Origin of the sequence: Pseudomonas sp. UMAB-40, from assembly GCF_900095275.1 — a bacterium.
GTDB lineage: Bacteria > Pseudomonadota > Gammaproteobacteria > Pseudomonadales > Pseudomonadaceae > Aquipseudomonas > Aquipseudomonas mandelii_B.
Genome location: NZ_LT607562.1, coordinates 62,318 through 82,892 on the forward strand (window position 1 = coordinate 62,318; position 20,575 = coordinate 82,892).

The 20,575-nt window shown below is 60.8% G+C and carries 18 protein-coding genes and 1 tRNA gene; 17 read left to right on the forward strand and 2 right to left on the reverse strand.

Translation table 11 applies throughout. From position 1 onward, the window contains the following. The coding region (locus tag K0F88_RS32475) for a PAS domain-containing protein (RefSeq protein ID WP_257605273.1) at window positions 1–462 on the reverse strand (462 nt) is incomplete at its 3' end. Window positions 463–527: 65 nt separating this feature from the next. Next, on the reverse strand, window positions 528–1,418 hold the full coding sequence (locus K0F88_RS17660) for a LysR family transcriptional regulator (protein ID WP_219095871.1): 891 nt from the start codon (window positions 1,416–1,418) through the stop codon (window positions 528–530). Between the two features lie 142 nt (window positions 1,419–1,560). Between K0F88_RS17660 and leuC the strand changes: the two genes are divergently transcribed. From leuC to K0F88_RS17745, 17 genes are all read left to right on the forward strand, one after another. Beyond that, window positions 1,561–2,979: a 3-isopropylmalate dehydratase large subunit gene (gene leuC / locus K0F88_RS17665; protein ID WP_010456043.1), complete on the forward strand. Its 1,419-nt coding sequence runs from the start codon at window positions 1,561–1,563 to the stop codon at window positions 2,977–2,979. Between the two features lie 10 nt (window positions 2,980–2,989). Then, entirely contained in the window at window positions 2,990–3,634 is a 645-nt protein-coding gene (gene leuD / locus K0F88_RS17670; RefSeq protein ID WP_219095872.1) for a 3-isopropylmalate dehydratase small subunit, read from the forward strand. 153 nt (window positions 3,635–3,787) lie between these two features. Next, complete coding sequence (locus K0F88_RS17675; RefSeq protein ID WP_219095873.1) at window positions 3,788–4,555, forward strand: class I SAM-dependent methyltransferase; 768 nt, start codon at window positions 3,788–3,790, stop codon at window positions 4,553–4,555. A 50-nt stretch (window positions 4,556–4,605) separates the two neighbouring features. After that, complete coding sequence (leuB, locus tag K0F88_RS17680) at window positions 4,606–5,688, forward strand: 3-isopropylmalate dehydrogenase (protein ID WP_219095874.1); 1,083 nt, start codon at window positions 4,606–4,608, stop codon at window positions 5,686–5,688. A 69-nt stretch (window positions 5,689–5,757) separates the two neighbouring features. Beyond that, window positions 5,758–6,870: an aspartate-semialdehyde dehydrogenase gene (gene asd, locus K0F88_RS17685; protein ID WP_054052925.1), complete on the forward strand. Its 1,113-nt coding sequence runs from the start codon at window positions 5,758–5,760 to the stop codon at window positions 6,868–6,870. 282 nt (window positions 6,871–7,152) lie between these two features. Then, the gene (locus tag K0F88_RS17690) at window positions 7,153–8,163 is read left to right on the forward strand and encodes an aspartate-semialdehyde dehydrogenase (protein WP_219095875.1); all 1,011 of its coding nucleotides are present in this window, start codon (window positions 7,153–7,155) and stop codon (window positions 8,161–8,163) included. Window positions 8,164–8,371: 208 nt separating this feature from the next. Further along, on the forward strand, window positions 8,372–11,014 hold the full coding sequence (locus tag K0F88_RS17695) for a FimV/HubP family polar landmark protein (protein WP_219095876.1): 2,643 nt from the start codon (window positions 8,372–8,374) through the stop codon (window positions 11,012–11,014). 296 nt (window positions 11,015–11,310) lie between these two features. Further along, on the forward strand, window positions 11,311–12,135 hold the full coding sequence (gene truA / locus K0F88_RS17700; protein ID WP_219096010.1) for a tRNA pseudouridine(38-40) synthase TruA: 825 nt from the start codon (window positions 11,311–11,313) through the stop codon (window positions 12,133–12,135). Window positions 12,136–12,198: 63 nt separating this feature from the next. Then, window positions 12,199–12,822 (forward strand): phosphoribosylanthranilate isomerase, encoded by a 624-nt coding sequence (locus K0F88_RS17705; protein ID WP_219095877.1) that lies wholly within the window; start codon window positions 12,199–12,201, stop codon window positions 12,820–12,822. 209 nt (window positions 12,823–13,031) lie between these two features. Next, window positions 13,032–13,952: an acetyl-CoA carboxylase, carboxyltransferase subunit beta gene (gene accD, locus K0F88_RS17710; RefSeq protein ID WP_219095878.1), complete on the forward strand. Its 921-nt coding sequence runs from the start codon at window positions 13,032–13,034 to the stop codon at window positions 13,950–13,952. Continuing rightward, window positions 13,949–15,256: a bifunctional tetrahydrofolate synthase/dihydrofolate synthase gene (gene folC / locus K0F88_RS17715; protein ID WP_219095879.1), complete on the forward strand. Its 1,308-nt coding sequence runs from the start codon at window positions 13,949–13,951 to the stop codon at window positions 15,254–15,256. The genes accD and folC overlap by 4 nt, the downstream gene beginning before the upstream one ends. After that, complete coding sequence (locus tag K0F88_RS17720; RefSeq protein WP_219095881.1) at window positions 15,240–15,905, forward strand: SPOR domain-containing protein; 666 nt, start codon at window positions 15,240–15,242, stop codon at window positions 15,903–15,905. Before folC ends, K0F88_RS17720 begins: the two co-directional genes overlap by 17 nt. Window positions 15,906–16,004: 99 nt before the next feature. Further along, window positions 16,005–16,565 carry a CvpA family protein gene (locus K0F88_RS17725; protein WP_219095883.1) on the forward strand — a complete coding sequence of 187 codons (561 nt, stop codon included), beginning with the start codon at window positions 16,005–16,007 and terminating at the stop codon, window positions 16,563–16,565. Between the two features lie 41 nt (window positions 16,566–16,606). Next, a complete protein-coding gene (gene purF, locus K0F88_RS17730; protein WP_010456022.1) occupies window positions 16,607–18,112 on the forward strand; it encodes an amidophosphoribosyltransferase in 1,506 nt (501 codons plus the stop codon). A gap of 64 nt (window positions 18,113–18,176) precedes the next feature. Next, window positions 18,177–19,388 carry an O-succinylhomoserine sulfhydrylase gene (locus K0F88_RS17735; protein WP_010456020.1) on the forward strand — a complete coding sequence of 404 codons (1,212 nt, stop codon included), beginning with the start codon at window positions 18,177–18,179 and terminating at the stop codon, window positions 19,386–19,388. Then, the gene (locus K0F88_RS17740) at window positions 19,385–20,161 is read left to right on the forward strand and encodes an SDR family oxidoreductase (protein WP_219095899.1); all 777 of its coding nucleotides are present in this window, start codon (window positions 19,385–19,387) and stop codon (window positions 20,159–20,161) included. The genes K0F88_RS17735 and K0F88_RS17740 overlap by 4 nt, the downstream gene beginning before the upstream one ends. Before the next feature lie 247 nt (window positions 20,162–20,408). Beyond that, window positions 20,409–20,484 (forward strand) — tRNA-Val (locus K0F88_RS17745). Window positions 20,485–20,575 lie beyond the last annotated feature (91 nt).

The window sequence follows — 20,575 nt, forward strand, 5'->3', positions numbered from 1 at the left end:
GCTCAGCGCCTGTTCGCGCTGGCGCTGGTGAGTGATTTCGCGGATCACGCCAATCATCCGCGGCCGGCCGTGTTTGTCCGGCAGCAGGCTGCCGTTGATCTCCAGCCAGTGCAGGCTGCCGTCGGGCCAGCGGATGCGGTGGTGCATCGCCTGCTCCAGCGGGGCGCCGGCTATTACGGCATGAAAGGCACGGATGGTTTTTGCCCGATCCTCCTGGGGCAGCAAGTCGAGGTATTCCAGATCGGCCGGTAACGGTTGCCGGGGATCGAAGCCGAACAACGCCTGAGTGCCCCGCGACCAGCTGATCTGACCGCGCTCGATGTCCCAATACCAGGCGCCCAGCCGCGCACCGTTGAGGGCAGCCAGCAACTGCGGCGCGCTTTCCCAGCTCTGCTCGGACCGTTTCGGGTCAAGCGCCTGTATACGTGGCATCGGCGGAATACGGTCAACAGATTTCGGCATTGGCAAGCCTTGGCTGAGTGAAGTGTCAGGTTCAGTGACTCGAGGCTCTATAGAAGTAGCACAGCTTAGCCGAGAGTCCCTGGCAGATCGATTTGCGCATCCAGCAAGGCCATGAAGGCCCGTGCCGCGTTCGACAGCGTCCGTTCGGTGTGCAGGATATAGCCTAGCTGGCGAGTCAGTTGTATGCCCGGCAAGGGTATTCGCGCAACTTGATCATCGAGCATCGTTCGCGGCAAAACGCTCCAGGCCAGGCCGATGGAGACCATCATCTTGATGGTTTCCAGATAATTTGTGCTCATGGCGATGTTCGGCGTCAGTCCCTGAGCCTCGAACAAGCGCTGAACGATGTGATGAGTGAACGTGTTGCCGCCGGGAAACACCGCCGGATGCAGGGCAATGTCCGCCAGGCTGACCGGGCCGTTGCTGATCAGCGAATGCTCCGGGGCGACCACGAAATCCAGGGGGTCGTCCCACACCGGCGTGGCTTTGACCAAGGTATGGGGTTCCGGGGCGAGGGTGATCACCGCCAGTTCCGCGCGGCCATGTAGGATTTCCTCGTAGGCCACTTCCGAATCGAGAAACTGAATATCCAGTGCCACTTGTGGGTAGCGCCGGGTGAACTCCCTTAGTAAGGGCGGTAAACGGTGCAGGCCAATGTGGTGACTGGTGGCCAGCGTCAGGCGCCCGGTCACTTCGCCGGTCAGGTTGGTCAGGGCGCGGCGGGTGTCATCCAGCACATTGAGAATCTGATAAGCCCTTGGCAACAGGGCGCGACCGGCTTCTGTCAGGCCGACTTCACGGCCCAGTCGATCGAACAGCCGCACCTTCAATTGCTGCTCCAGCCCGGCGATACGCTTGCTGATCGCCGGTTGCGTCAGGTGCAGCCGTTCCCCTGCGCCGGAGAAGCTTCCGGTCTCGGCAATGGCGATGAAAGCGTTGAGATTGGCCAGGTCCATTGCAGTATTCCAGTTGGTTATCCAAAGCATGAAAAATATGAATTTGAGTTATTTAATGTAACCCCCTAGGATCGACCTCACAAGCCAAAGGGTTATGCAAACAGCCCGGGGCATAGAAACAAGCTGATGAGGAAACCGTCTGATGGCCGGCAAAACGCTCTACGACAAGCTCTGGGATTCGCATTTGGTCAAACAGCGCGACGATGGCTCCGCGCTAATTTACATCGATCGTCACATCATTCACGAAGTGACCTCGCCGCAAGCCTTTGAAGGCCTGCGTCTGGCCGGGCGCAAGCCTTGGCGCATCGATGCCAACATCGCGACCCCGGACCACAACGTACCGACCACCCCGGAGCGCAAGGGCGGCATCGAAGCCATTGCCGACCAGGTCTCGCGTTTGCAGGTCCAGACCCTCGACGATAACTGTGACGAATACGGCATCGTCGAGTTCAAGATGAACGACGTGCGCCAAGGCATCGTCCACGTCATCGGCCCCGAACAGGGCGCAACCTTGCCGGGCATGACCGTGGTCTGCGGCGACTCCCACACCTCGACCCACGGCGCGTTTGGCGCGTTGGCACACGGTATCGGCACGTCCGAGGTCGAGCACGTGCTCGCCACCCAGTGCCTGGTCGCCAAGAAAATGAAGAATATGCGGGTGTCGGTCGAAGGCAAATTGCCGTTCGGCGTGACCGCCAAGGACATCGTTCTCGCTGTGATTGGCAAGATCGGCACTGCCGGCGGTAACGGCCATGCCATCGAGTTCGCCGGTAGCGCGATTCGTGATCTGTCGGTCGAAGGCCGCATGACCATTTGCAACATGTCCATCGAGGCTGGCGCTCGCGTGGGCCTGGTGGCCGCTGACGAAAAAACCGTGGCCTACGTGAAGGGCCGTCCATTCGCTCCGAAAGGCGCGGAATGGGATTTGGCCGTCGAAGCGTGGAAAGACCTGGTGACGGATGAAGACGCCACGTTCGACACCGTCGTCGAACTCGACGCGACCCAGATCAAGCCACAAGTCAGCTGGGGCACTTCGCCCGAGATGGTCTTGGCGGTGGATCAGAACGTCCCGGACCCTGCGAAGGAAATGGACCTGGTCAAGCGCGGCTCAATCGAACGCGCCTTGAAATACATGGGTTTGACCGCCAATCAGGCCATCACCGATATCCAGCTGGATCGCGTGTTCATCGGTTCCTGCACCAACTCGCGGATCGAAGATTTGCGTGCTGCCGCCGTAATCGCCAAGGGCCGCAAAGTGGCCTCGACGATCAAGCAGGCCATCGTGGTGCCGGGCTCGGGCCTGGTGAAAGCCCAGGCGGAATCGGAAGGCCTGGACAAGATCTTCCTCGACGCCGGTTTCGAATGGCGTGAACCGGGCTGCTCGATGTGCCTGGCGATGAACCCGGACCGTTTGGAGTCGGGCGAGCATTGCGCCTCGACTTCCAACCGCAACTTCGAAGGCCGTCAGGGCGCTGGTGGCCGTACCCACCTCGTGAGCCCGGCCATGGCCGCCGCCGCCGCTGTGAACGGTCGTTTCGTCGACGTCCGTGAATTGATCTAAGGAGCGCAGCATGAAAGCTTTTACCCAGCACACTGGTCTTGTCGCGCCTCTGGATCGTGCCAACGTCGACACCGACCAGATCATCCCAAAGCAGTTCTTGAAGTCGATCAAACGCACCGGTTTCGGCCCGAACCTGTTCGATGAGTGGCGCTACCTGGATGTCGGGCAGCCGTATCAGGACAACTCCAAGCGCCCGTTGAACAAAGATTTCGTCCTCAACGCCGAGCGTTATCAAGGCGCCAGCGTATTGCTGGCCCGTGAGAACTTCGGTTGCGGTTCCAGCCGCGAACACGCGCCGTGGGCGCTGGAAGAATACGGTTTCCGCAGCATCATCGCGCCGAGCTACGCCGACATTTTCTTCAACAACAGCTTCAAGAACGGCTTGCTGCCGATCATCTTGAGCGATGCGGAAGTGGATGAGCTGTTTCAGCAGGTGGAAGCGACCCCGGGTTATCAGTTGCAGGTCGATTTGCAGGCCCAGACCGTGACCCGTCCTGATGGCAAGGTGTTGAGCTTTGAAATTGACGCCTTCCGTAAGCATTGCCTGCTCAACGGTCTGGACGATATCGGCCTGACGTTGATGGACCATGAAGCGATTGCGACGTTTGAAGCCAAGCACCGGGCGAGCCAGCCGTGGTTGTTTCGCGACGCGTGATTGATCCGAGATTGATGTAGGCAGTTCCGGCCTCATCGCGGGCAAGCCCGCTCCCACAGGTTTTGTGAGCATCAAAAATCCCTGTGGGAGCGGGCTTGCCAGCGATGAGGCCCGAACGAACACCCCAAGACTCACCCCAAAAAGGAAGTCCCCATGACCCGCACCGCCCAGCACAGCCAGGTAGTCCAAAAGCAATTCGGTGAACAGGCCTCGGCCTATCTGAGCAGCGCCGTACATGCTCAAGGCACCGAATTTGCGCTGCTACAGGCCGAACTGGCCGGGCAGGGCAATGCTCGGGTGCTGGACCTGGGGTGTGGCGCCGGCCACGTCAGTTTTCACGTGGCGTCGCGGGTCAAGGAAGTGGTGGCCTACGACCTGTCCCAGCAGATGCTCGACGTGGTCACTGCCGCCGCTGTGGACCGTGGTTTGAGCAATGTGACCACGGTCAACGGTGCCGCCGAGCGCCTGCCGTTTGCCGATGGTGAGTTCGACTTCGTCTTCAGTCGTTACTCGGCGCACCATTGGAGCGATCTCGGCCTGGCCCTGCGCGAAGTCCGGCGGGTATTGAAACCGGGTGGGGTGGCAGCGTTCATCGACGTGTTGTCACCGGGCAGTCCGTTGTTTGACACTTACCTGCAAAGCGTCGAAGTGCTGCGCGACACCAGCCATGTGCGCGATTATTCCGCCGGCGAGTGGTTGCGTCAGGTCAGCGAAGCGGGGTTGCATACCCGTAGCACTACGCGTCAACGGTTGCGGCTGGAGTACAACTCCTGGGTTGAGCGCATGCGCACGCCAGAAGTGATGCGCGCGGCAATCCGCGAGTTGCAGCAGTCGATGGGCAATGAAGTGCGCGAATATTTTGAGATTGAGGCCGATGGTTCGTTCAGTACAGATGTACTGGTGCTGATGGCAGAGCGATAGAATTTTTCCGGGGGCGCCCAAGGCGCACCGACTGATGACATGAGGAAAGCATGAGCAAGCAGATTCTGATTCTCCCAGGTGACGGTATTGGCCCGGAAATCATGGCCGAAGCCGTCAAGGTTCTGGAACTGGCCAACACCAAGTACAGCCTGGGCTTCGAGCTGAGCCACGACGTGATCGGCGGCGCCGCCATCGACAAGCACGGCGTGCCATTGGCCGACGAAACCCTGGACCGCGCCCGCGCTGCTGACGCCGTACTGCTGGGCGCCGTGGGCGGCCCGAAATGGGACACCATCGAGCGTGACATCCGCCCTGAGCGCGGCCTGCTGAAGATTCGTGCGCAACTGGGCCTGTTCGGCAACCTGCGCCCGGCGATCCTCTACCCGCAACTGGCCGAGGCGTCGAGCCTGAAGCCGGAAATCGTTTCGGGCCTGGACATCCTGATCGTCCGTGAGCTGACCGGCGGCATCTATTTCGGTACACCACGCGGCACCCGCACCCTGGAAAACGGCGAGCGTCAGGCCTACGACACGCTGCCATACAGCGAAAGCGAAATCCGCCGCATCGCCCGTGTCGGTTTCGACATGGCCATGGTGCGCAGCAAGAAGCTGTGCTCGGTGGACAAGGCCAACGTTCTGGCCTCCAGCCAACTGTGGCGTGAAATCGTCGAAGAAGTGGCCAAGGATTACCCGCAGGTCGAACTGAGCCACATGTACGTCGACAACGCCGCCATGCAACTGGTGCGTGCGCCGAAGCAGTTCGACGTGATCGTCACCGACAACCTGTTCGGCGACATTCTGTCTGACCAGGCCTCGATGCTCACTGGTTCCATCGGCATGCTGCCGTCGGCATCTCTGGACACCAACAACAAGGGCATGTACGAGCCTTGCCACGGTTCGGCGCCAGACATCGCTGGCAAAGGCATTGCCAACCCGTTGGCGACCATTCTTTCGGTGTCGATGATGCTGCGTTACAGCTTCAACCTGCAGGACGCGGCCGATGCCATCGAGAAAGCCGTCAGTCTGGTATTGGACCAAGGCCTGCGCACGGGCGACATCTGGTCGGCCGGTTGCACTAAAGTCGGTACGCAGGAAATGGGCGATGCAGTAGTCGCCGCGCTGCGGAATCTGTAATCTCTCCGGCCCGCTGCAACTTTCACTCTTGAAAGCAGCGGCCCACTTTTTAAAGAAGGTGTAGTTGCGATGAAACGTGTAGGTCTGATCGGTTGGCGCGGTATGGTCGGTTCCGTGCTCATGCAGCGGATGCTGGAAGAGCAGGATTTCGATCTTATTGAGCCGGTGTTTTTCACCACTTCCAATGTCGGTGGCCAAGGCCCGTCCGTGGGCAAGGACATTGCTCCGCTCAAGGACGCTTACAGCATTGAAGAGCTGAAAACCCTCGACGTGATTCTGACCTGCCAGGGTGGCGACTACACCAGCGAAGTCTTCCCGAAACTGCGCGAAGCCGGCTGGCAGGGTTACTGGATCGACGCCGCTTCCAGCCTGCGCATGCAGGATGACGCGGTAATCGTGCTGGACCCGGTGAACCGCAAGGTCATCGACCAGCAGCTGGACGCGGGCACCAAGAACTACATCGGCGGCAACTGCACCGTCAGCCTGATGCTGATGGGCCTGGGCGGTCTGTTCGAAGCCGGTCTGGTCGAGTGGATGAGCGCCATGACTTATCAGGCGGCCTCCGGTGCCGGCGCGCAGAACATGCGTGAACTGATCAAGCAAATGGGCGCGACCCACGCGGCTGTCGCCGATCAACTGGCCGACCCGGCCAGCGCGATCCTCGACATCGACCGCCGTGTGGCCGAAGCCATGCGCAGCGACGCGTACCCGACTGAAAACTTCGGCGTTCCGCTGGCCGGCAGCCTGATCCCGTGGATCGACAAGGAACTGCCGAACGGTCAGAGCCGCGAAGAATGGAAGGCCCAGGCCGAGACCAACAAGATCCTCGGTCGCTTCAAGAGCCCGATCCCGGTGGATGGCATCTGCGTGCGCATCGGCGCCATGCGCTGCCACAGCCAGGCGCTGACCATCAAGCTGAACAAAGACGTGCCGATCGCCGACATCGAAGGGCTGATCAGCCAGCACAACCCTTGGGTCAAGCTGGTGCCGAACAACCGCGAAGCCAGCATTCAGGAACTGAGCCCGACGAAAGTCACCGGCACCCTGAACGTACCGGTTGGCCGTCTGCGCAAGCTGAACATGGGCACGCAGTACGTCGGTGCATTCACCGTCGGCGACCAACTGCTGTGGGGCGCGGCCGAACCGCTGCGTCGCATGCTGCGGATCCTGCTTGAGCGTTGATAGATTGAAGTAATGAAAAACCCGTGCCTTGAAAGAGGTGCGGGTTTTTTTATTCCCGGCAGTCTGATGTTGATCGGTTGCCTGTTCTGGCCCCTTCGCGGGCAAGCCCGCTCCCACAGTGGTTGGTGTCATACACAAGATTTGTGTACACCACTGAAACCTGTGGGAGCGGGCTTGCCCGCGAAGGGGCCAGATCAGCCACCGCAAATCCCCGGCAGAAATTGCCTGTGCGCCACCCACCCGGTAAAGTGCCGCTCCCCCCGTTTCGCCAGAGGTAGAACCATGAGCCAGTCCTTTGATATTGCCGTGATCGGCGCCACCGGTACTGTCGGCGAAACGCTCGTGCAGATTCTCGAAGAACGCGACTTCCCGGTCGGTAACCTGCACCTGCTGGCCAGCAGCGAATCCGCCGGGCATTCGGTGCCGTTTCGTGGCAAGAACGTGCGGGTGCGTGAAGTCGACGAATTCGATTTCAGCAAGGTTCAGTTGGTGTTTTTCGCTGCTGGTCCGGCGGTGACCCTGAGTTTCGCCTCGCGTGCGACCGCCGCCGGTTGTTCGCTGATCGACCTGTCCGGCGCGTTGCCGGCCGATCAGGCGCCGCAAGTAGTGCCGGAAGCCAACGCCGACGTTTTGGCTGGTTTGAAAAAGCCGTTCCAGGTCAGCAGCCCAAGCCCGTCGGCCACCACACTGGCCGTGGTATTGGCGCCGTTGCTCGGTTTGCTCGACCTGCAACGCATCAACCTGACCGCCAGTCTGGCTGTCTCCGCTCAGGGCCGAGAAGCCGTGACCGAGTTGGCCCGGCAAACCGCCGAGCTGCTCAACGTGCGTCCGCTGGAGCCGACCTTCTTCGATCGGCAAATGGCTTTCAACCTGTTGGCTCAGGTCGGCAAGCCTGATGAGCAGGGTCATACGCTGCTGGAAAAACGCCTGGTGCGTGAGCTGCGTCAGGTCATGGCGCTGCCTTTATTAAAGATTTCCGTCACTTGCATTCAAGCCCCGGTGTTTTTTGGCGATAGCTTTAGCGTGACCTTGCAGTCGGCGAGCGCTGTGGACCTGGTGAAAGTCAAAGCGGCGCTGGAAGACGCACCGGGTATCGAACTGGTGGAAGCCGGCGATTACCCGACGGCGGTGGGCGATGCGGTAGGGCAGGACGTGGTCTACGTTGGTCGGGTTCGCGCCGGAATCGACGACCCGTCGGAACTTAATTTGTGGCTGACGTCAGATAACGTGCGTAAAGGCGCCGCGCTCAATGCTGTGCAGGTGGCTGAATTGTTGATAAAAGACCTGCTGTAAAAGATACTTGGCAACAATTTTTCGAATGAGTCCGGTCGAGCGCTATGCTTGGCCGGATTGCTGATGGCGAGCCACCCTTCGGGGCTTTCCGGGGCATGAAAGAAATGATCGCGCGTGACGGCCCTTCGTCGCCGCGCGCAATGCCTTACGGCAGCGGCTATCAACACCTTCTCGCTGGCCGAGGAATGTTCAAACAAAGGATGAGGCTATGGTTCAAGTTCGCAAACTGGTGTTAGCAATAGCGGCCGCCTCGGCGCTGTCCTCCGGTATGGCGCATGCCCTCGGGCTCGGGGAATTGACCCTGAAGTCGACGCTGAACCAACCTCTGGTGGCGGAAATCGAGCTGCTAGACGTCAAGGACCTCACCGCCGCGGAAGTGGTGCCGAGCCTGGCTTCGCCTGAAGATTTCGCCAAGGCCGGTGTTGATCGCCAGGCGTTTCTCAACGACCTGACCTTCACGCCCGTGCTCAATGCCAGCGGCAAAAGCATCCTGCGTGTAACGTCCAGCAAACCACTGTCCGAACCCATGGTGAAATTCCTGGTTCAGGTGATGTGGCCAAACGGTCGTCTGCTGCGCGATTACAGCGTGCTGCTCGATCCGTCCAAATTCTCCCCGCAGACCGCTGAAGCGGCTGCGCAGCCTGCTCCGACCCAAACGGTCACCGCGCCGGTGACCGGTGCCACCAAGCCGTCCCAATACACCACCACGCCGCGCGATACCCTGTGGGAGATCGCGGAGAAGGCGCGTAATGGCGGGTCGGTCCAGCAAACCATGCTGGCCATCCAGGCACTGAACCCGGATGCCTTCATCGACGGCAACATCAACCGGCTGAAAACCGGTCAGGTGCTGCGCCTGCCGGATCAGGCGCAGAGCACCGGCCTGCCGCAACCCAAGGCAATCGCTGAAGTCGCCGCACAGAACACCGCATGGCGCCAGGGTCGTCGTTATGTGGCGAAGCCCGGCACCGGGCAGCAGCAACTTGATGCCACAAAGCGTGGCCGCGCTGACGCAGCTCCATCGCAGACGGCGAAAGACAACCTGAGCCTGGTCTCTGCCGAAACCGGCAAGGGCAAAGGCAAAGGCGCCGCAGGTGATGCCAAAGCCTTGAACAACAAGCTGGCGGTGACCCAGGAAAGCCTCGACACGACCCGTCGTGACAACGCCGAACTGAAAAGCCGCATGACCGATCTGCAAAGTCAGCTGGATAAGCTGCAGCGCCTGATCGAGCTGAAGAACAATCAACTGGCCAAGTTGCAGGCTGAAGGCGCAGCGGGAGCGCCGGCTTCGACTCCAGCGACGACCGCTCCGGCCATCTCTGCTGAACTGGCGGCCAACCCTGCGGCGGCACCGACTGAAGTGGCTCCTGCTCCGGTAGCGCCTGCGCCCGAGGCGGCGGCACCTGAAGCCGCTCCGGCTCCCGTGCCTGCCGAGCCTCCGGTCGAGCCGACCCCAGTCGCCTCTGACGACCAGAAATTCAATGAACTGCTGACCAATCCGGTCCTGCTGGGGCTGGTAGGCGGTGGTGCGGTGGTTCTGCTGCTCTTGCTGCTGTTGCTGGCACGTCGCCGCAAGGCCCAGCAAGAAGCCGAGAAACACCTGCGCATGGCGCGTGCCCTGGAAGAAGAGAAGGAATTCTCCGCCGAGCAGGACCTGCCGGAAAGCAGCTTCGAAGGTTTGGAAGTTCCGCCGCCGAGTGTGAAACTCGCCACCGCACCGATACCAACGCCACCACCTGCGCCAGCTCCTGCCCCAGCCCCAGTCCCGGATGTAATGACGACGCCGATCGCCGCGCCGCTGGTGTCGCCAGCTGCCGAACGCGATGACGACGTACTGACCAAGGCTCAATCGCACATTGCCGCCGGTCGTCTGAACCAGGCCGCCGCGCTGCTCGAAGACGGCATCAAGCAAGAGCCACAGCGCAGTGACCTGCGTCTGAAGCTGATGGAAGTCTACGGTCAGCAGGGCGACCGCGATGCATTTGTTGCCCAAGAGCGTCAGTTGGTCGCCAACGGTGACAACTTCGCCCAGGTCGAGCAGCTTAAAAGCCGCTTCCCGGCAATGGCTATCGCGGCTGCCGGTGGTCTTGCTGCTGCCGCCATCGCTGCCGAGCTGGACGCTCAGTACGTCAAGGACTTGCTACTGGACGAGCCGCAAGCACCGGTCGATGACTTGGACAGTGCCTTCGACCTGAGCCTGGATGACCTGGAAGCCGCTTCTCCGGCGGTGGTTGAACCAGAGCCGGAATCGGTCGCTGACCTTGAAGAGTTCCCGCTGGACGACGACCTGAGCTTTGAATCGGTATTGAAGGAACAGACCGAAATCAAGGAAAACCTCGACGACTTGTCGGACTTCGACCTGGACATGGATCTGGGCGGCGACCCGTCTCCGGCGATCCTCGCTGAAGATGACTTCCTGCTGGATCTGGATGAAGGCGTGAAGGACTTGCCTGTTGAACCAGTGAAACCTGAAATTCCGCAGGACGACCTGGAGTTGCCCGCCGATTTCGATCTGTCGCTGGCTGATGAAATGGATGCCGCCCCGGCCGAGCCTGAGGTCAAGGACGCCTTTGCCGCTGAGCTGGATGACGTCAACGCCGAGCTGGATCGTCTGTCCCAGAGCATGAGTGAGCCGACCTTTACCGCAGAAGACGCTATGGCTTCTGCAGCGGACGAGCCGGACTTCGACTTCCTCTCCGGCACTGATGAAGTCGCCACCAAGCTCGACCTGGCCCAGGCCTACATCGACATGGGTGACAACGACGGCGCTCGGGACATCCTCAATGAGGTGGTGGCTGAGGGGAATGCTGGTCAGAAGAGCGAAGCCAAGGAGATGCTTTCGCATCTGGGTTGAGTGATCGTTAGGCAATAAACAGAACGGCAGTCCATTGAGGCTGCCGTTTTTGTTTGGGCGTTGATGCGATTGTGTCTGTCAGACCGCCATCGCGAGCAGGCTCGCTCCCACAAGGTTTTGTGGTGAGAGCACCCCGAAACACTGTGGGAGCGGGCTTGCCCGCGAAAGGGCCCTCACATTCAATACCGTACTTTCTGTTGTGCTGGTATCCCCGCCGGACAGCTTTATAATGCCCGCCTTTGCGCACATCAGCAGGCTGTGACTCCTTGGCAAATATAGATAACCCGGCCGCCGAAATGGCGGCCGACGGCTTTTTCCGGATCGCGTTGGGCGTGGAATACAAAGGCTCGCGATATCGCGGTTGGCAGCGCCAGGCCTCCGGCGTGCTCACCGTGCAGGAGACCCTCGAAAAGGCCTTGTCCAAAGTCGCTGACTCACCTGTGTCGCTGCTCTGCGCCGGGCGTACTGACGCGGGCGTGCACGCGTGCGGCCAAGTGGTGCATTTCGATACGCAGGTCGAGCGTTCGATGAAGGCCTGGGTCATGGGCGCCAATATCAACTTGCCCCACGACGTCAGTGTCAGCTGGGCCAAGGTCATGCCGGCGCATTTTCATGCGCGTTTCAAGGCCATCGCCCGCCGTTATCGCTACGTGATCTACAACGATCAGATCCGCCCGGCGCACCTCAACGAAGAAATCACCTGGAACCACCGTCCGCTCGACGTCGAGCGCATGGCCGAGGCCGCCCGGTACCTGGTCGGTACCCATGATTTCAGCGCATTCCGCGCCGGTCAGTGCCAGGCCAAGTCGCCGATCAAGGAATTGCATCACCTGCGTGTCACACGTCACGGCAAGATGATCGTCCTGGATATCCGCGCCAGCGCCTTCCTGCACCACATGGTGCGCAACATCGCCGGAGTCTTGATGACTATTGGTGCCGGCGAGCGGCCGGTAGAGTGGATGAAGGAAGTGCTGGAGAGCCGGATCCGTCGTTCTGGCGGGGTGACGGCGCATCCGTTCGGCCTGTATCTGGTGCAGGTCGAGTATCGCGACGAGTTTCAATTGCCTGAGCGTTACATCGGCCCACACTTCCTCACCGGCTTCTCTGAACTTGACGGCTGACGCCCTCGAACGCATTTGTTACCATCCGGGACTTTCTCGGATTTGCCCTGAGGTTTTATCGACATGTCAGCCGTTCGCAGCAAGATTTGTGGGATTACCCGCATAGAAGATGCGATGGCGGCGGTCGAGGCCGGGGCGGATGCCATCGGGTTTGTGTTTTACGCCAAGAGTCCACGGTCGGTGACGTTCCGGCAGGCGCGCGACATTATCAAGTTGCTGCCGCCGTTCGTGACCACCGTGGGGTTGTTCGTCAACAGCAGCCGCTGCGAGTTGGGCGAGCTGCTCGACGCCGTGCCGCTGGACCTGTTGCAGTTCCATGGCGACGAAACCGCTGCCGATTGTGAAGGCTGGCACCGCCCGTACATCAAGGCGTTGCGGGTCAAGGCCGGCGACGACATCGCGGCGGCCTGCGATGCGTTTCCAAGTGCCAGCGGTATCCTGCTCGATGCCTATGTCGAAGGTGTTCCCGGTGGAACCGGTGAGGCGTTCGACTGGTCTCTGATACCGCAGGGCTTGAGCAAGCCGATCATCCTCGCCGGTGGCCTGACGCCGGATAACGTGGCTGAGGCAATCGCCCGGGTCCGGCCTTACGCGGTGGACGTCAGCGGTGGGGTAGAGGCGAGCAAGGGCATCAAGGATCACGCAAAGATCCAGGCATTCATCAAGGCGGTACGGAGTAGCACGTAGTTGATGTGACGGCTGGCAGACTGCCGCCGTCCCAAAATGCACTGCGCTGCACAAAGCAGGCACGGCTGAGGATTGATGGGTTGTACGCAGGTCACGTTTCGCTGACCCGGCCATCCACCGATCATCGCCACACACATGAATTTAGCTCAAGGGCATACGCGGGGCTGCGAACCAGAGCGTTCGGGCCGCCGGTACTGGAGAAAGAAAGCATGAGCAACTGGTTAGTAGACAAACTGATCCCTTCGATCATGCGTTCCGAGGTCAAGAAGAGCTCGGTGCCTGAAGGTCTGTGGCACAAATGCCCGTCTTGCGAGGCTGTGCTGTATCGTCCGGAGCTGGAAAAGACCCTGGACGTTTGCCCTAAGTGCAACCACCACATGCGTATCGGTGCCCGTGCGCGCATCGACATCTTCCTCGACGCCGAAGGCCGTGCCGAACTGGGCGCGGACCTGGAGCCGGTTGACCGTCTGAAATTCCGCGACGGCAAGAAGTACAAGGACCGCCTGACCGCTGCACAAAAAGCGACCGGCGAAAAAGACGCACTGATCTCCATGAGCGGCACCCTGCTGGGTATGCCGGTGGTGGTCTCGGCGTTTGAGTTCTCCTTCATGGGCGGTTCGATGGGCGCCATCGTGGGTGAGCGTTTTGTCCGCGCCGCCAACTACGCGCTGGAAAACCGTTGCCCGATGATCTGCTTCGCCGCCTCCGGTGGTGCGCGGATGCAGGAAGCCTTGATCTCCCTGATGCAAATGGCCAAGACCTCTGCGGTACTGGCGCGTCTGCGTGAAGAAGGCATTCCGTTCATCTCCGTGTTGACCGATCCGGTCTACGGCGGCGTTTCCGCCAGTCTGGCGATGCTGGGCGACGTGATCGTCGGCGAGCCGAAAGCCCTGATCGGCTTCGCCGGTCCGCGCGTGATCGAACAAACCGTTCGTGAAAAACTGCCGGAAGGCTTCCAGCGCAGCGAGTTCCTGCTGGAGCACGGTGCAATCGACATGATCATTCACCGTCAGGAACTGCGTCCGCGCCTGGGCAACCTGCTGGCACAAATGATGGGCCTGCCGACGCCAAAATTCGTTGCCGCACCCATCGAACCGATCGTGGTTCCACCGGTACCTGCCAACCTATGACCGAACGTACCCTTGGCGAGTGGCTCGCCTACCTTGAGCAGTTGCACCCTTCGGCCATCGACATGGGTCTGGAGCGCTCGCAGCAGGTAGCGTCCCGCATGGGACTGGGCAAGCCGGCGCCTCGGGTGATCACGGTCACCGGCACCAACGGCAAGGGTTCTACCTGTGCATTCGTGGCCTCGTTGCTGCGGGCGCAGGGCCTGAGCGTTGGTGTCTACAATTCTCCGCACCTGCTGCGTTACAACGAGCGGGTGCAGGTCAACGGCGTCGAAGCGACGGACGCCGAGCTGTGCGAAGCCTTTGCTGCGGTCGAGGCGGGCCGTGGCGACACTTCCCTGACGTACTTCGAAATGGGCACCTTGGCGGCGTTCTGGCTGTTTCAACAGGCAGGGCTTGATGCCGTGGTGCTGGAAGTCGGCCTGGGCGGGCGTCTGGACACGGTCAACGTGGTCGACGCCGACATGGCGCTGGTCACCAGTATTGGCGTCGATCACGCCGATTACCTGGGCGATACCCGCGAATCCGTGGCCTTTGAGAAAGCCGGCATCTTCCGCCAGGGCGCGCCCGCACTCTGTGGTGACCTGAATCCTCCGCAACCTCTGCTGGATAAAGCCCGCGAGCTCAATTGCCCGTTTTTCCTGCGTGGGCGCGATTTTGACCTCGGTGTGACCGATCACAATTGGCAATGGCGCGGTCTTGACGCTCAAGGGCGTGTGGTCGAGCTGCACGATTTGCCGTTGCTCGATCTGCCGATGGAAAACGCCGCATTGGCTTTGCAGGCCTATCTGTTGCTCGGTTTGCCGTGGGTGGATGGGCAAATTATTGATGCGCTGACAGCGACGCGGGTGGTAGGTCGTCTTGATCGCCGTCAAATCGACTGGCAGGGCAAGCGTCTGAACCTGTTGCTGGATGTGGGTCATAACCCGCATGCGGCCGAGTATCTGGCGCGCCGTCTGGCCAGTCGTCCGCCGGTCGGCAAGCGACTGGCAGTGTTTGGATTGTTGGCGGACAAGGATCTGGATGGTGTTGTCAGTGAGTTGAATGCTAGTGTCCAGCAATGGGCTGTCGCACCGCTGGATTCGCCGCGTGCGCGCCCGGTGGCCGATTTGCAGGCGGCGTTGCAGAACCTTGGCGCCTCGGTAACGTCCTATGACAGCGTGGCCGCCGCCCTGGAAGGGCAGTGCGCGCTGGCGACGAGCGACGACGAGATTCTGTTGTTCGGATCATTTTATTGTGTTGCCGAGGCCCTTGAATGGCTGGCCCGGCGCTCCACGGAGGAAGCGGCAAATGGCATTGCTGGATAAGGCATACAAACAGCGCATGGTTGGCGCCCTGGTTCTGGTGGCGCTGGCGGTTATTTTCCTGCCAATGCTGTTTTCCCGCCAGGATGAGCAGCGTCAAGTGACGGTCGAAGCCCCGGCTGCGCCGCAAGCACCCTCGGTGCCGCCTGTGCAGGTCGAGCCCGTGGTGGTGCCCGAGCCGCAAGCGCTGCCTCAGGAGCCTGTGCCGAGTGATGATGAAATCGCTCAGCAAGAAGCCGCGCCGTCCACGCCGATTGCACCGAGCGCGCCAGTGGTGCCGGTGCCTGCTGCCAAGCCGGTCGCGCCCGCACCTGTCGTCAAGCCTGCCACACCGACTACGCCGCCTGCCCAGCCGATTACGGCTGCACCGGGCAAACCGGACACGAGTCAGAGTCGCGTCGATGCAAACGGTCTGTCGGTCAGCTGGTCGGTGCAACTGGCCAGCCTGTCGAGCCGTGCAAGTGCCGAAAGTCTGCAAAAAGACCTGCGCAGTCAGGGCTATAACGCCTACATCCGTACTGCCGATGGCAAGAATCGGGTGTTCGTCGGGCCGCTGATCGAACGCGCCGAAGCCGATCGCCTGCGCGACTTGTTGGGCCGCCAGAAGAACCTCAAGGGGTTCGTGGTGCGTTTCCAGCCTGAGCGTGGCTAAAAACTATCGCCACGATTTGAAATGCACTGACAATCGCAGCTTACCGATAGCCATGCGCTCTGCTAAAATGCGCCGCCTTATCCGTCTGTAGGCTGCACTGTGCCATTTACCTGGGTTGACTGGGCGATCGTTGCAATCGTCGCCATCTCCGCATTGATCAGTCTGAGCCGCGGCTTCGTCAAAGAAGCATTATCGCTGGTGACCTGGATCATCGCAGGAGTCGTCGCCTGGATGTTCGGTGGTTCATTGTCCGAGTACCTCGCCGGATACATTGAAACGCCATCGGCTCGTGTGATCACGGGCTGTGCCATCATGTTTGTCGCCACGTTAATCGTAGGCGCAATGATCAATTATCTTATCGGCGAGTTGGTTCGCGTCACCGGGTTGTCCGGGACCGATCGATTCCTCGGCATGGCCTTCGGCGCCGCGCGTGGCGTGTTGCTGGTGGTCGTGGCGGTCGGGCTGTTGAGCCTGGGGCCGGTACAGCAGGACGGGTGGTGGCAACAGTCACAGCTCGTGCCAAAATTTCTATTGGTCGCAGACTGGTCCAAAAACCTGATCCTCGGGTGGAGCAGTCAGTGGCTTGCCAGCGGTATCAGCGTACCCGCTGAGATACCGTTCAAGGAGCATCTCTTGCCGACGGCCAAAACGCCTCAGTGAGTTGTGTTCAGTTCAGATCCATTAAGTAGGGGTTGCGTCGCATGTGTGGCATCGTCGGTATCGTCGGAAAGTCGAACGTCAATCAGGCGCTGTATGACGCGCTAACCGTCCTCCAGCACCGCGGCCAGGACGCTGCCGGTATCGTGACCAGCCATGATGGCCGGTTATTCCTGCGCAAGGACAATGGCCTGGTGCGTGACGTGTTCCATCAGCGTCACATGCAGCGCCTGGTCGGCCACATGGGTATTGGCCATGTGCGTTACCCGACCGCGGGCAGCTCGACCTCGGCCGAAGCTCAACCGTTTTACGTCAACTCGCCTTACGGCATCACTCTGGCGCACAACGGTAACCTGACCAACGTTGAACAGCTGGCCAAGGAGATTTACGAATCTGACCTGCGCCACGTCAACACCAATTCCGATTCGGAAGTGCTGCTCAACGTGTTCGCGCACGAACTGGCCCAGCGCGGCAAGTTGCAGCCCACCGAAGAAGACGTGTTCGCCGCGGTCACTGACGTGCACAACCGTTGCGTCGGTGGTTATGCAGTCGTGGCGATGGTGACCGGTTACGGCATCGTCGGTTTCCGCGACCCGCACGGCATCCGCCCGATCGTTTTCGGCCAGCGTCACACCGACGAAGGCGTCGAGTACATGATCGCCTCCGAAAGCGTCTCCCTGGACGTGCTCGGTTTCACCCTGATTCGCGACCTGGCACCGGGCGAAGCGGTCTACATCACTGAAGACGGCAAGCTGCACACCCGTCAGTGCGCGACCAACCCGTCCCTGACCCCGTGCATCTTCGAACACGTCTACCTGGCGCGTCCGGACTCGATCATCGACGGCGTGTCGGTCTACAAGGCCCGTCTGCGCATGGGCGAGAAACTCGCCGAGAAGATCCTGCGCGAGCGTCCGGAGCACGACATCGACGTGGTTATTCCGATCCCGGACACCAGCCGCACCGCAGCCCTGGAGCTGGCGAACCACCTGGGCGTCAAGTTCCGCGAAGGCTTTGTGAAGAACCGCTACATCGGCCGGACCTTCATCATGCCGGGCCAGGCGGCGCGGAAAAAATCCGTACGCCAGAAGCTCAACGCCATCGAACTGGAATTCCGCGGCAAGAACGTGATGCTGGTGGACGACTCGATCGTTCGCGGCACCACCTGCAAGCAGATCATCCAGATGGCCCGTGAAGCCGGCGCGAAAAACGTCTACTTCTGCTCCGCAGCCCCGGCCGTTCGCTACCCGAACGTCTACGGCATTGACATGCCAAGCGCTCACGAGCTGATCGCCCACAACCGTTCGACCCAGGACGTTGCCGACCTGATCGGCGCCGATTGGCTGATCTATCAGGACCTCCCTGACTTGATCGAAGCGGTCGGTGGCGGCAAGATCAAGATCGAGAAGTTCGATTGCGCGGTGTTCGATGGCCAGTACGTCACCGGCGATGTCGACGAGGCCTACCTGAACAAGATCGAGCAGGCCCGTAACGATGCCTCCAAGGTCAAGACCCAGGCAGTCAGCGCGATCATTGATCTGTATAACAACTGAGTAACTACCGGCCCTGAGGGGCCGGTTTTGTTTCTATCAAAAGAGCAAGGCAAGGAGTGACAGCATGAGTCAGGATTGGGATGCCGGTCGGCTGGACAGCGACCTCGAAGGCGTAGCGTTCGATACCCTGGCCGTTCGCGCCGGTCAGCACCGCACGCCGGAAGGCGAACACGGTGATCCGATGTTCTTCACTTCAAGCTATGTATTCCGTACCGCCGCCGATGCGGCCGCACGCTTTGCCGGTGAAGTGCCGGGCAACGTTTACTCGCGCTACACCAATCCGACCGTGCGCGCGTTCGAAGAGCGCATTGCCGCGCTGGAAAGCGCCGAGCAAGCGGTCGCCACGGCCACCGGCATGGCGGCGATCATGGCAGTGGTCATGAGCCTGTGCAGCGCCGGCGATCACGTGCTGGTGTCGCGCAGCGTATTCGGCTCGACCATCAGTCTGTTCGAAAAATACTTCAAGCGCTTCGGCATCGAAGTCGACTACGTGCCTTTGGCAGACTTGTCCGGTTGGGACGCGGCCATCAAGGCCAACACCAAATTGCTGTTCGTCGAGTCGCCGTCCAATCCATTGGCAGAGTTGGTGGACATCGCCGAGCTGGCGAAAATCGCTCACGCCAAAGGCGCGATGCTGGTGGTCGACAACTGCTTCTGCACCCCCGCGTTGCAACAACCGCTGAAGATGGGCGCGGACATCGTCGTGCACTCGGCGACCAAGTTCATCGACGGTCAGGGCCGTTGCATGGGCGGCGTTGTTGCCGGTCGCAGCGAGCAGATGAAAGAAGTGGTGGGTTTCCTGCGCACCGCCGGGCCGACCCTGAGCCCGTTCAACGCCTGGATCTTCCTCAAAGGTCTGGAAACCCTGAGCCTGCGCATGAAGGCGCATTGCGCCAACGCCCAGCAACTGGCCGAGTGGCTGGAGCAGCAGGACGGCATCGAGAAAGTCCATTACGCCGGCCTCAAGAGCCATCCGCAGCACGAACTGGCCCTGCGTCAGCAGAAAGGTTTCGGTGCCGTGGTGAGTTTCGAGGTCAAGGGCGGCAAAGAGGGCGCCTGGCGCTTTATCGATGCGACCCGTCTGATTTCGATCACCGCCAACCTGGGCGACAGCAAAACCACGATCACGCACCCGAGCACCACCTCCCACGGCCGTCTGGCGCCGCAAGAGCGTGAAGCGGCGGGCATTCGTGACAGCCTGATCCGCATCGCGGTCGGTCTGGAAGATGTCGCTGACCTGCAAGCCGATCTGGCACGCGGGTTGGCGGCCTTGTGATCGAGTTGGCGACGCCGGGTACCGGCACCCATGGCCGCGTTGCACTGGTCACCGGTGCCGCACGCGGCATCGGGTTGGGGATCGCGGCCTGGCTGATCAGCGAAGGCTGGCAGGTGGTGCTGACCGACCTTGATCGAGAGCGTGGTTCGAAAGTGACTAAAGTGCTGGGCGCAAACGCCTGGTTCATCGCCATGGACGTCTCGAACGAGGGGCAAGTGGCGCTGGGCGTCGCCGAGGTGCTGGGGCAATTCGGGCGTCTGGATGCGCTGGTGTGCAACGCGGCGGTGGCTGATCCGCACAATATCACCCTGGAAAGCCTCGACCTGGCTTACTGGAACCGGGTGTTGGCGGTCAATCTCAGTGGGCCGATGCTGTTGGCCAAACACTGTGCGCCGTATCTGCGCGCTCACAGCGGTGCGATCGTCAACCTGGCCTCGACCCGCGCCGGGCAGTCCGAGCCGGACACAGAGGCTTACGCGGCGAGCAAGGGCGGCCTGTTGGCCCTGACTCACGCGTTGGCCATCAGCCTCGGGCCTGAAATACGCGTCAACGCGGTCAGCCCTGGCTGGATTGATGCGCGAGACCCGGCGGCAAGACGTGCCGAACCCCTGACCGATGCCGACCATGCCCAGCATCCGGCGGGCAGGGTAGGGACTGTCGAAGACGTCGCGGCAATGGTGGCGTGGCTGCTGTCGAAGAATGCCGGGTTCGTCACGGGCCAGGAGTTTGTGGTCGATGGCGGCATGACCAAGAAGATGATTTACAGCGAGTAATCCAGCGGCGACCGGGCCAGCATTTGTGTTGGATGTGCCGCCGCCTTCGCGAGCAAGCCCGCTCCCACAGTTGATTGTCAGTGAACACAGATTATGTGTACGACGCAAAACCCCTGTGGGAGCGGGCTTGCTCGCGAAAGCGGTCTACTGCGTACGACACAATTCTGTCTTTTTCAGAAAAACTTCAATCCTGCTATTGACTTAGGTTCGCTACCTGCGTAAATTTCGCGGCCTCGGAGATGCAAACGGGTGATTAGCTCAGCTGGGAGAGCGTCTGCCTTACAAGCAGAATGTCGGCGGTTCGATCCCGTCATCACCCACCAAATCCGAGAGTCTTGCGAAAGCAAGATGGAAGCCTTTAAAAGCCTCCACCGACGCGCAGCGGTAGTTCAGTCGGTTAGAATACCGGCCTGT

What these genes read in the sequence shown, in the direction of transcription:
- truA (WP_219096010.1), top strand. Translation starts at nt 11,311, where the DNA reads ATGGCGGCCGACGGCTTTTTCCGGATCGCGTTGGGCGTGGAATACAAA.
- accD (WP_219095878.1), top strand. Translation starts at nt 13,032, where the DNA reads ATGAGCAACTGGTTAGTAGACAAACTGATCCCTTCGATCATGCGTTCC.
- purF (WP_010456022.1), top strand. Translation starts at nt 16,607, where the DNA reads ATGTGTGGCATCGTCGGTATCGTCGGAAAGTCGAACGTCAATCAGGCG.
- leuB (WP_219095874.1), top strand. Translation starts at nt 4,606, where the DNA reads ATGAGCAAGCAGATTCTGATTCTCCCAGGTGACGGTATTGGCCCGGAA.
- folC (WP_219095879.1), top strand. Translation starts at nt 13,949, where the DNA reads ATGACCGAACGTACCCTTGGCGAGTGGCTCGCCTACCTTGAGCAGTTG.
- K0F88_RS17660 (WP_219095871.1), bottom strand. Translation starts at nt 1,418, where the DNA reads ATGGACCTGGCCAATCTCAACGCTTTCATCGCCATTGCCGAGACCGGA.
- K0F88_RS17695 (WP_219095876.1), top strand. Translation starts at nt 8,372, where the DNA reads ATGGTTCAAGTTCGCAAACTGGTGTTAGCAATAGCGGCCGCCTCGGCG.
- K0F88_RS17735 (WP_010456020.1), top strand. Translation starts at nt 18,177, where the DNA reads ATGAGTCAGGATTGGGATGCCGGTCGGCTGGACAGCGACCTCGAAGGC.
- K0F88_RS17705 (WP_219095877.1), top strand. Translation starts at nt 12,199, where the DNA reads ATGTCAGCCGTTCGCAGCAAGATTTGTGGGATTACCCGCATAGAAGAT.
- leuC (WP_010456043.1), top strand. Translation starts at nt 1,561, where the DNA reads ATGGCCGGCAAAACGCTCTACGACAAGCTCTGGGATTCGCATTTGGTC.
- K0F88_RS17675 (WP_219095873.1), top strand. Translation starts at nt 3,788, where the DNA reads ATGACCCGCACCGCCCAGCACAGCCAGGTAGTCCAAAAGCAATTCGGT.
- asd (WP_054052925.1), top strand. Translation starts at nt 5,758, where the DNA reads ATGAAACGTGTAGGTCTGATCGGTTGGCGCGGTATGGTCGGTTCCGTG.
- K0F88_RS17720 (WP_219095881.1), top strand. Translation starts at nt 15,240, where the DNA reads ATGGCATTGCTGGATAAGGCATACAAACAGCGCATGGTTGGCGCCCTG.
- leuD (WP_219095872.1), top strand. Translation starts at nt 2,990, where the DNA reads ATGAAAGCTTTTACCCAGCACACTGGTCTTGTCGCGCCTCTGGATCGT.
- K0F88_RS17690 (WP_219095875.1), top strand. Translation starts at nt 7,153, where the DNA reads ATGAGCCAGTCCTTTGATATTGCCGTGATCGGCGCCACCGGTACTGTC.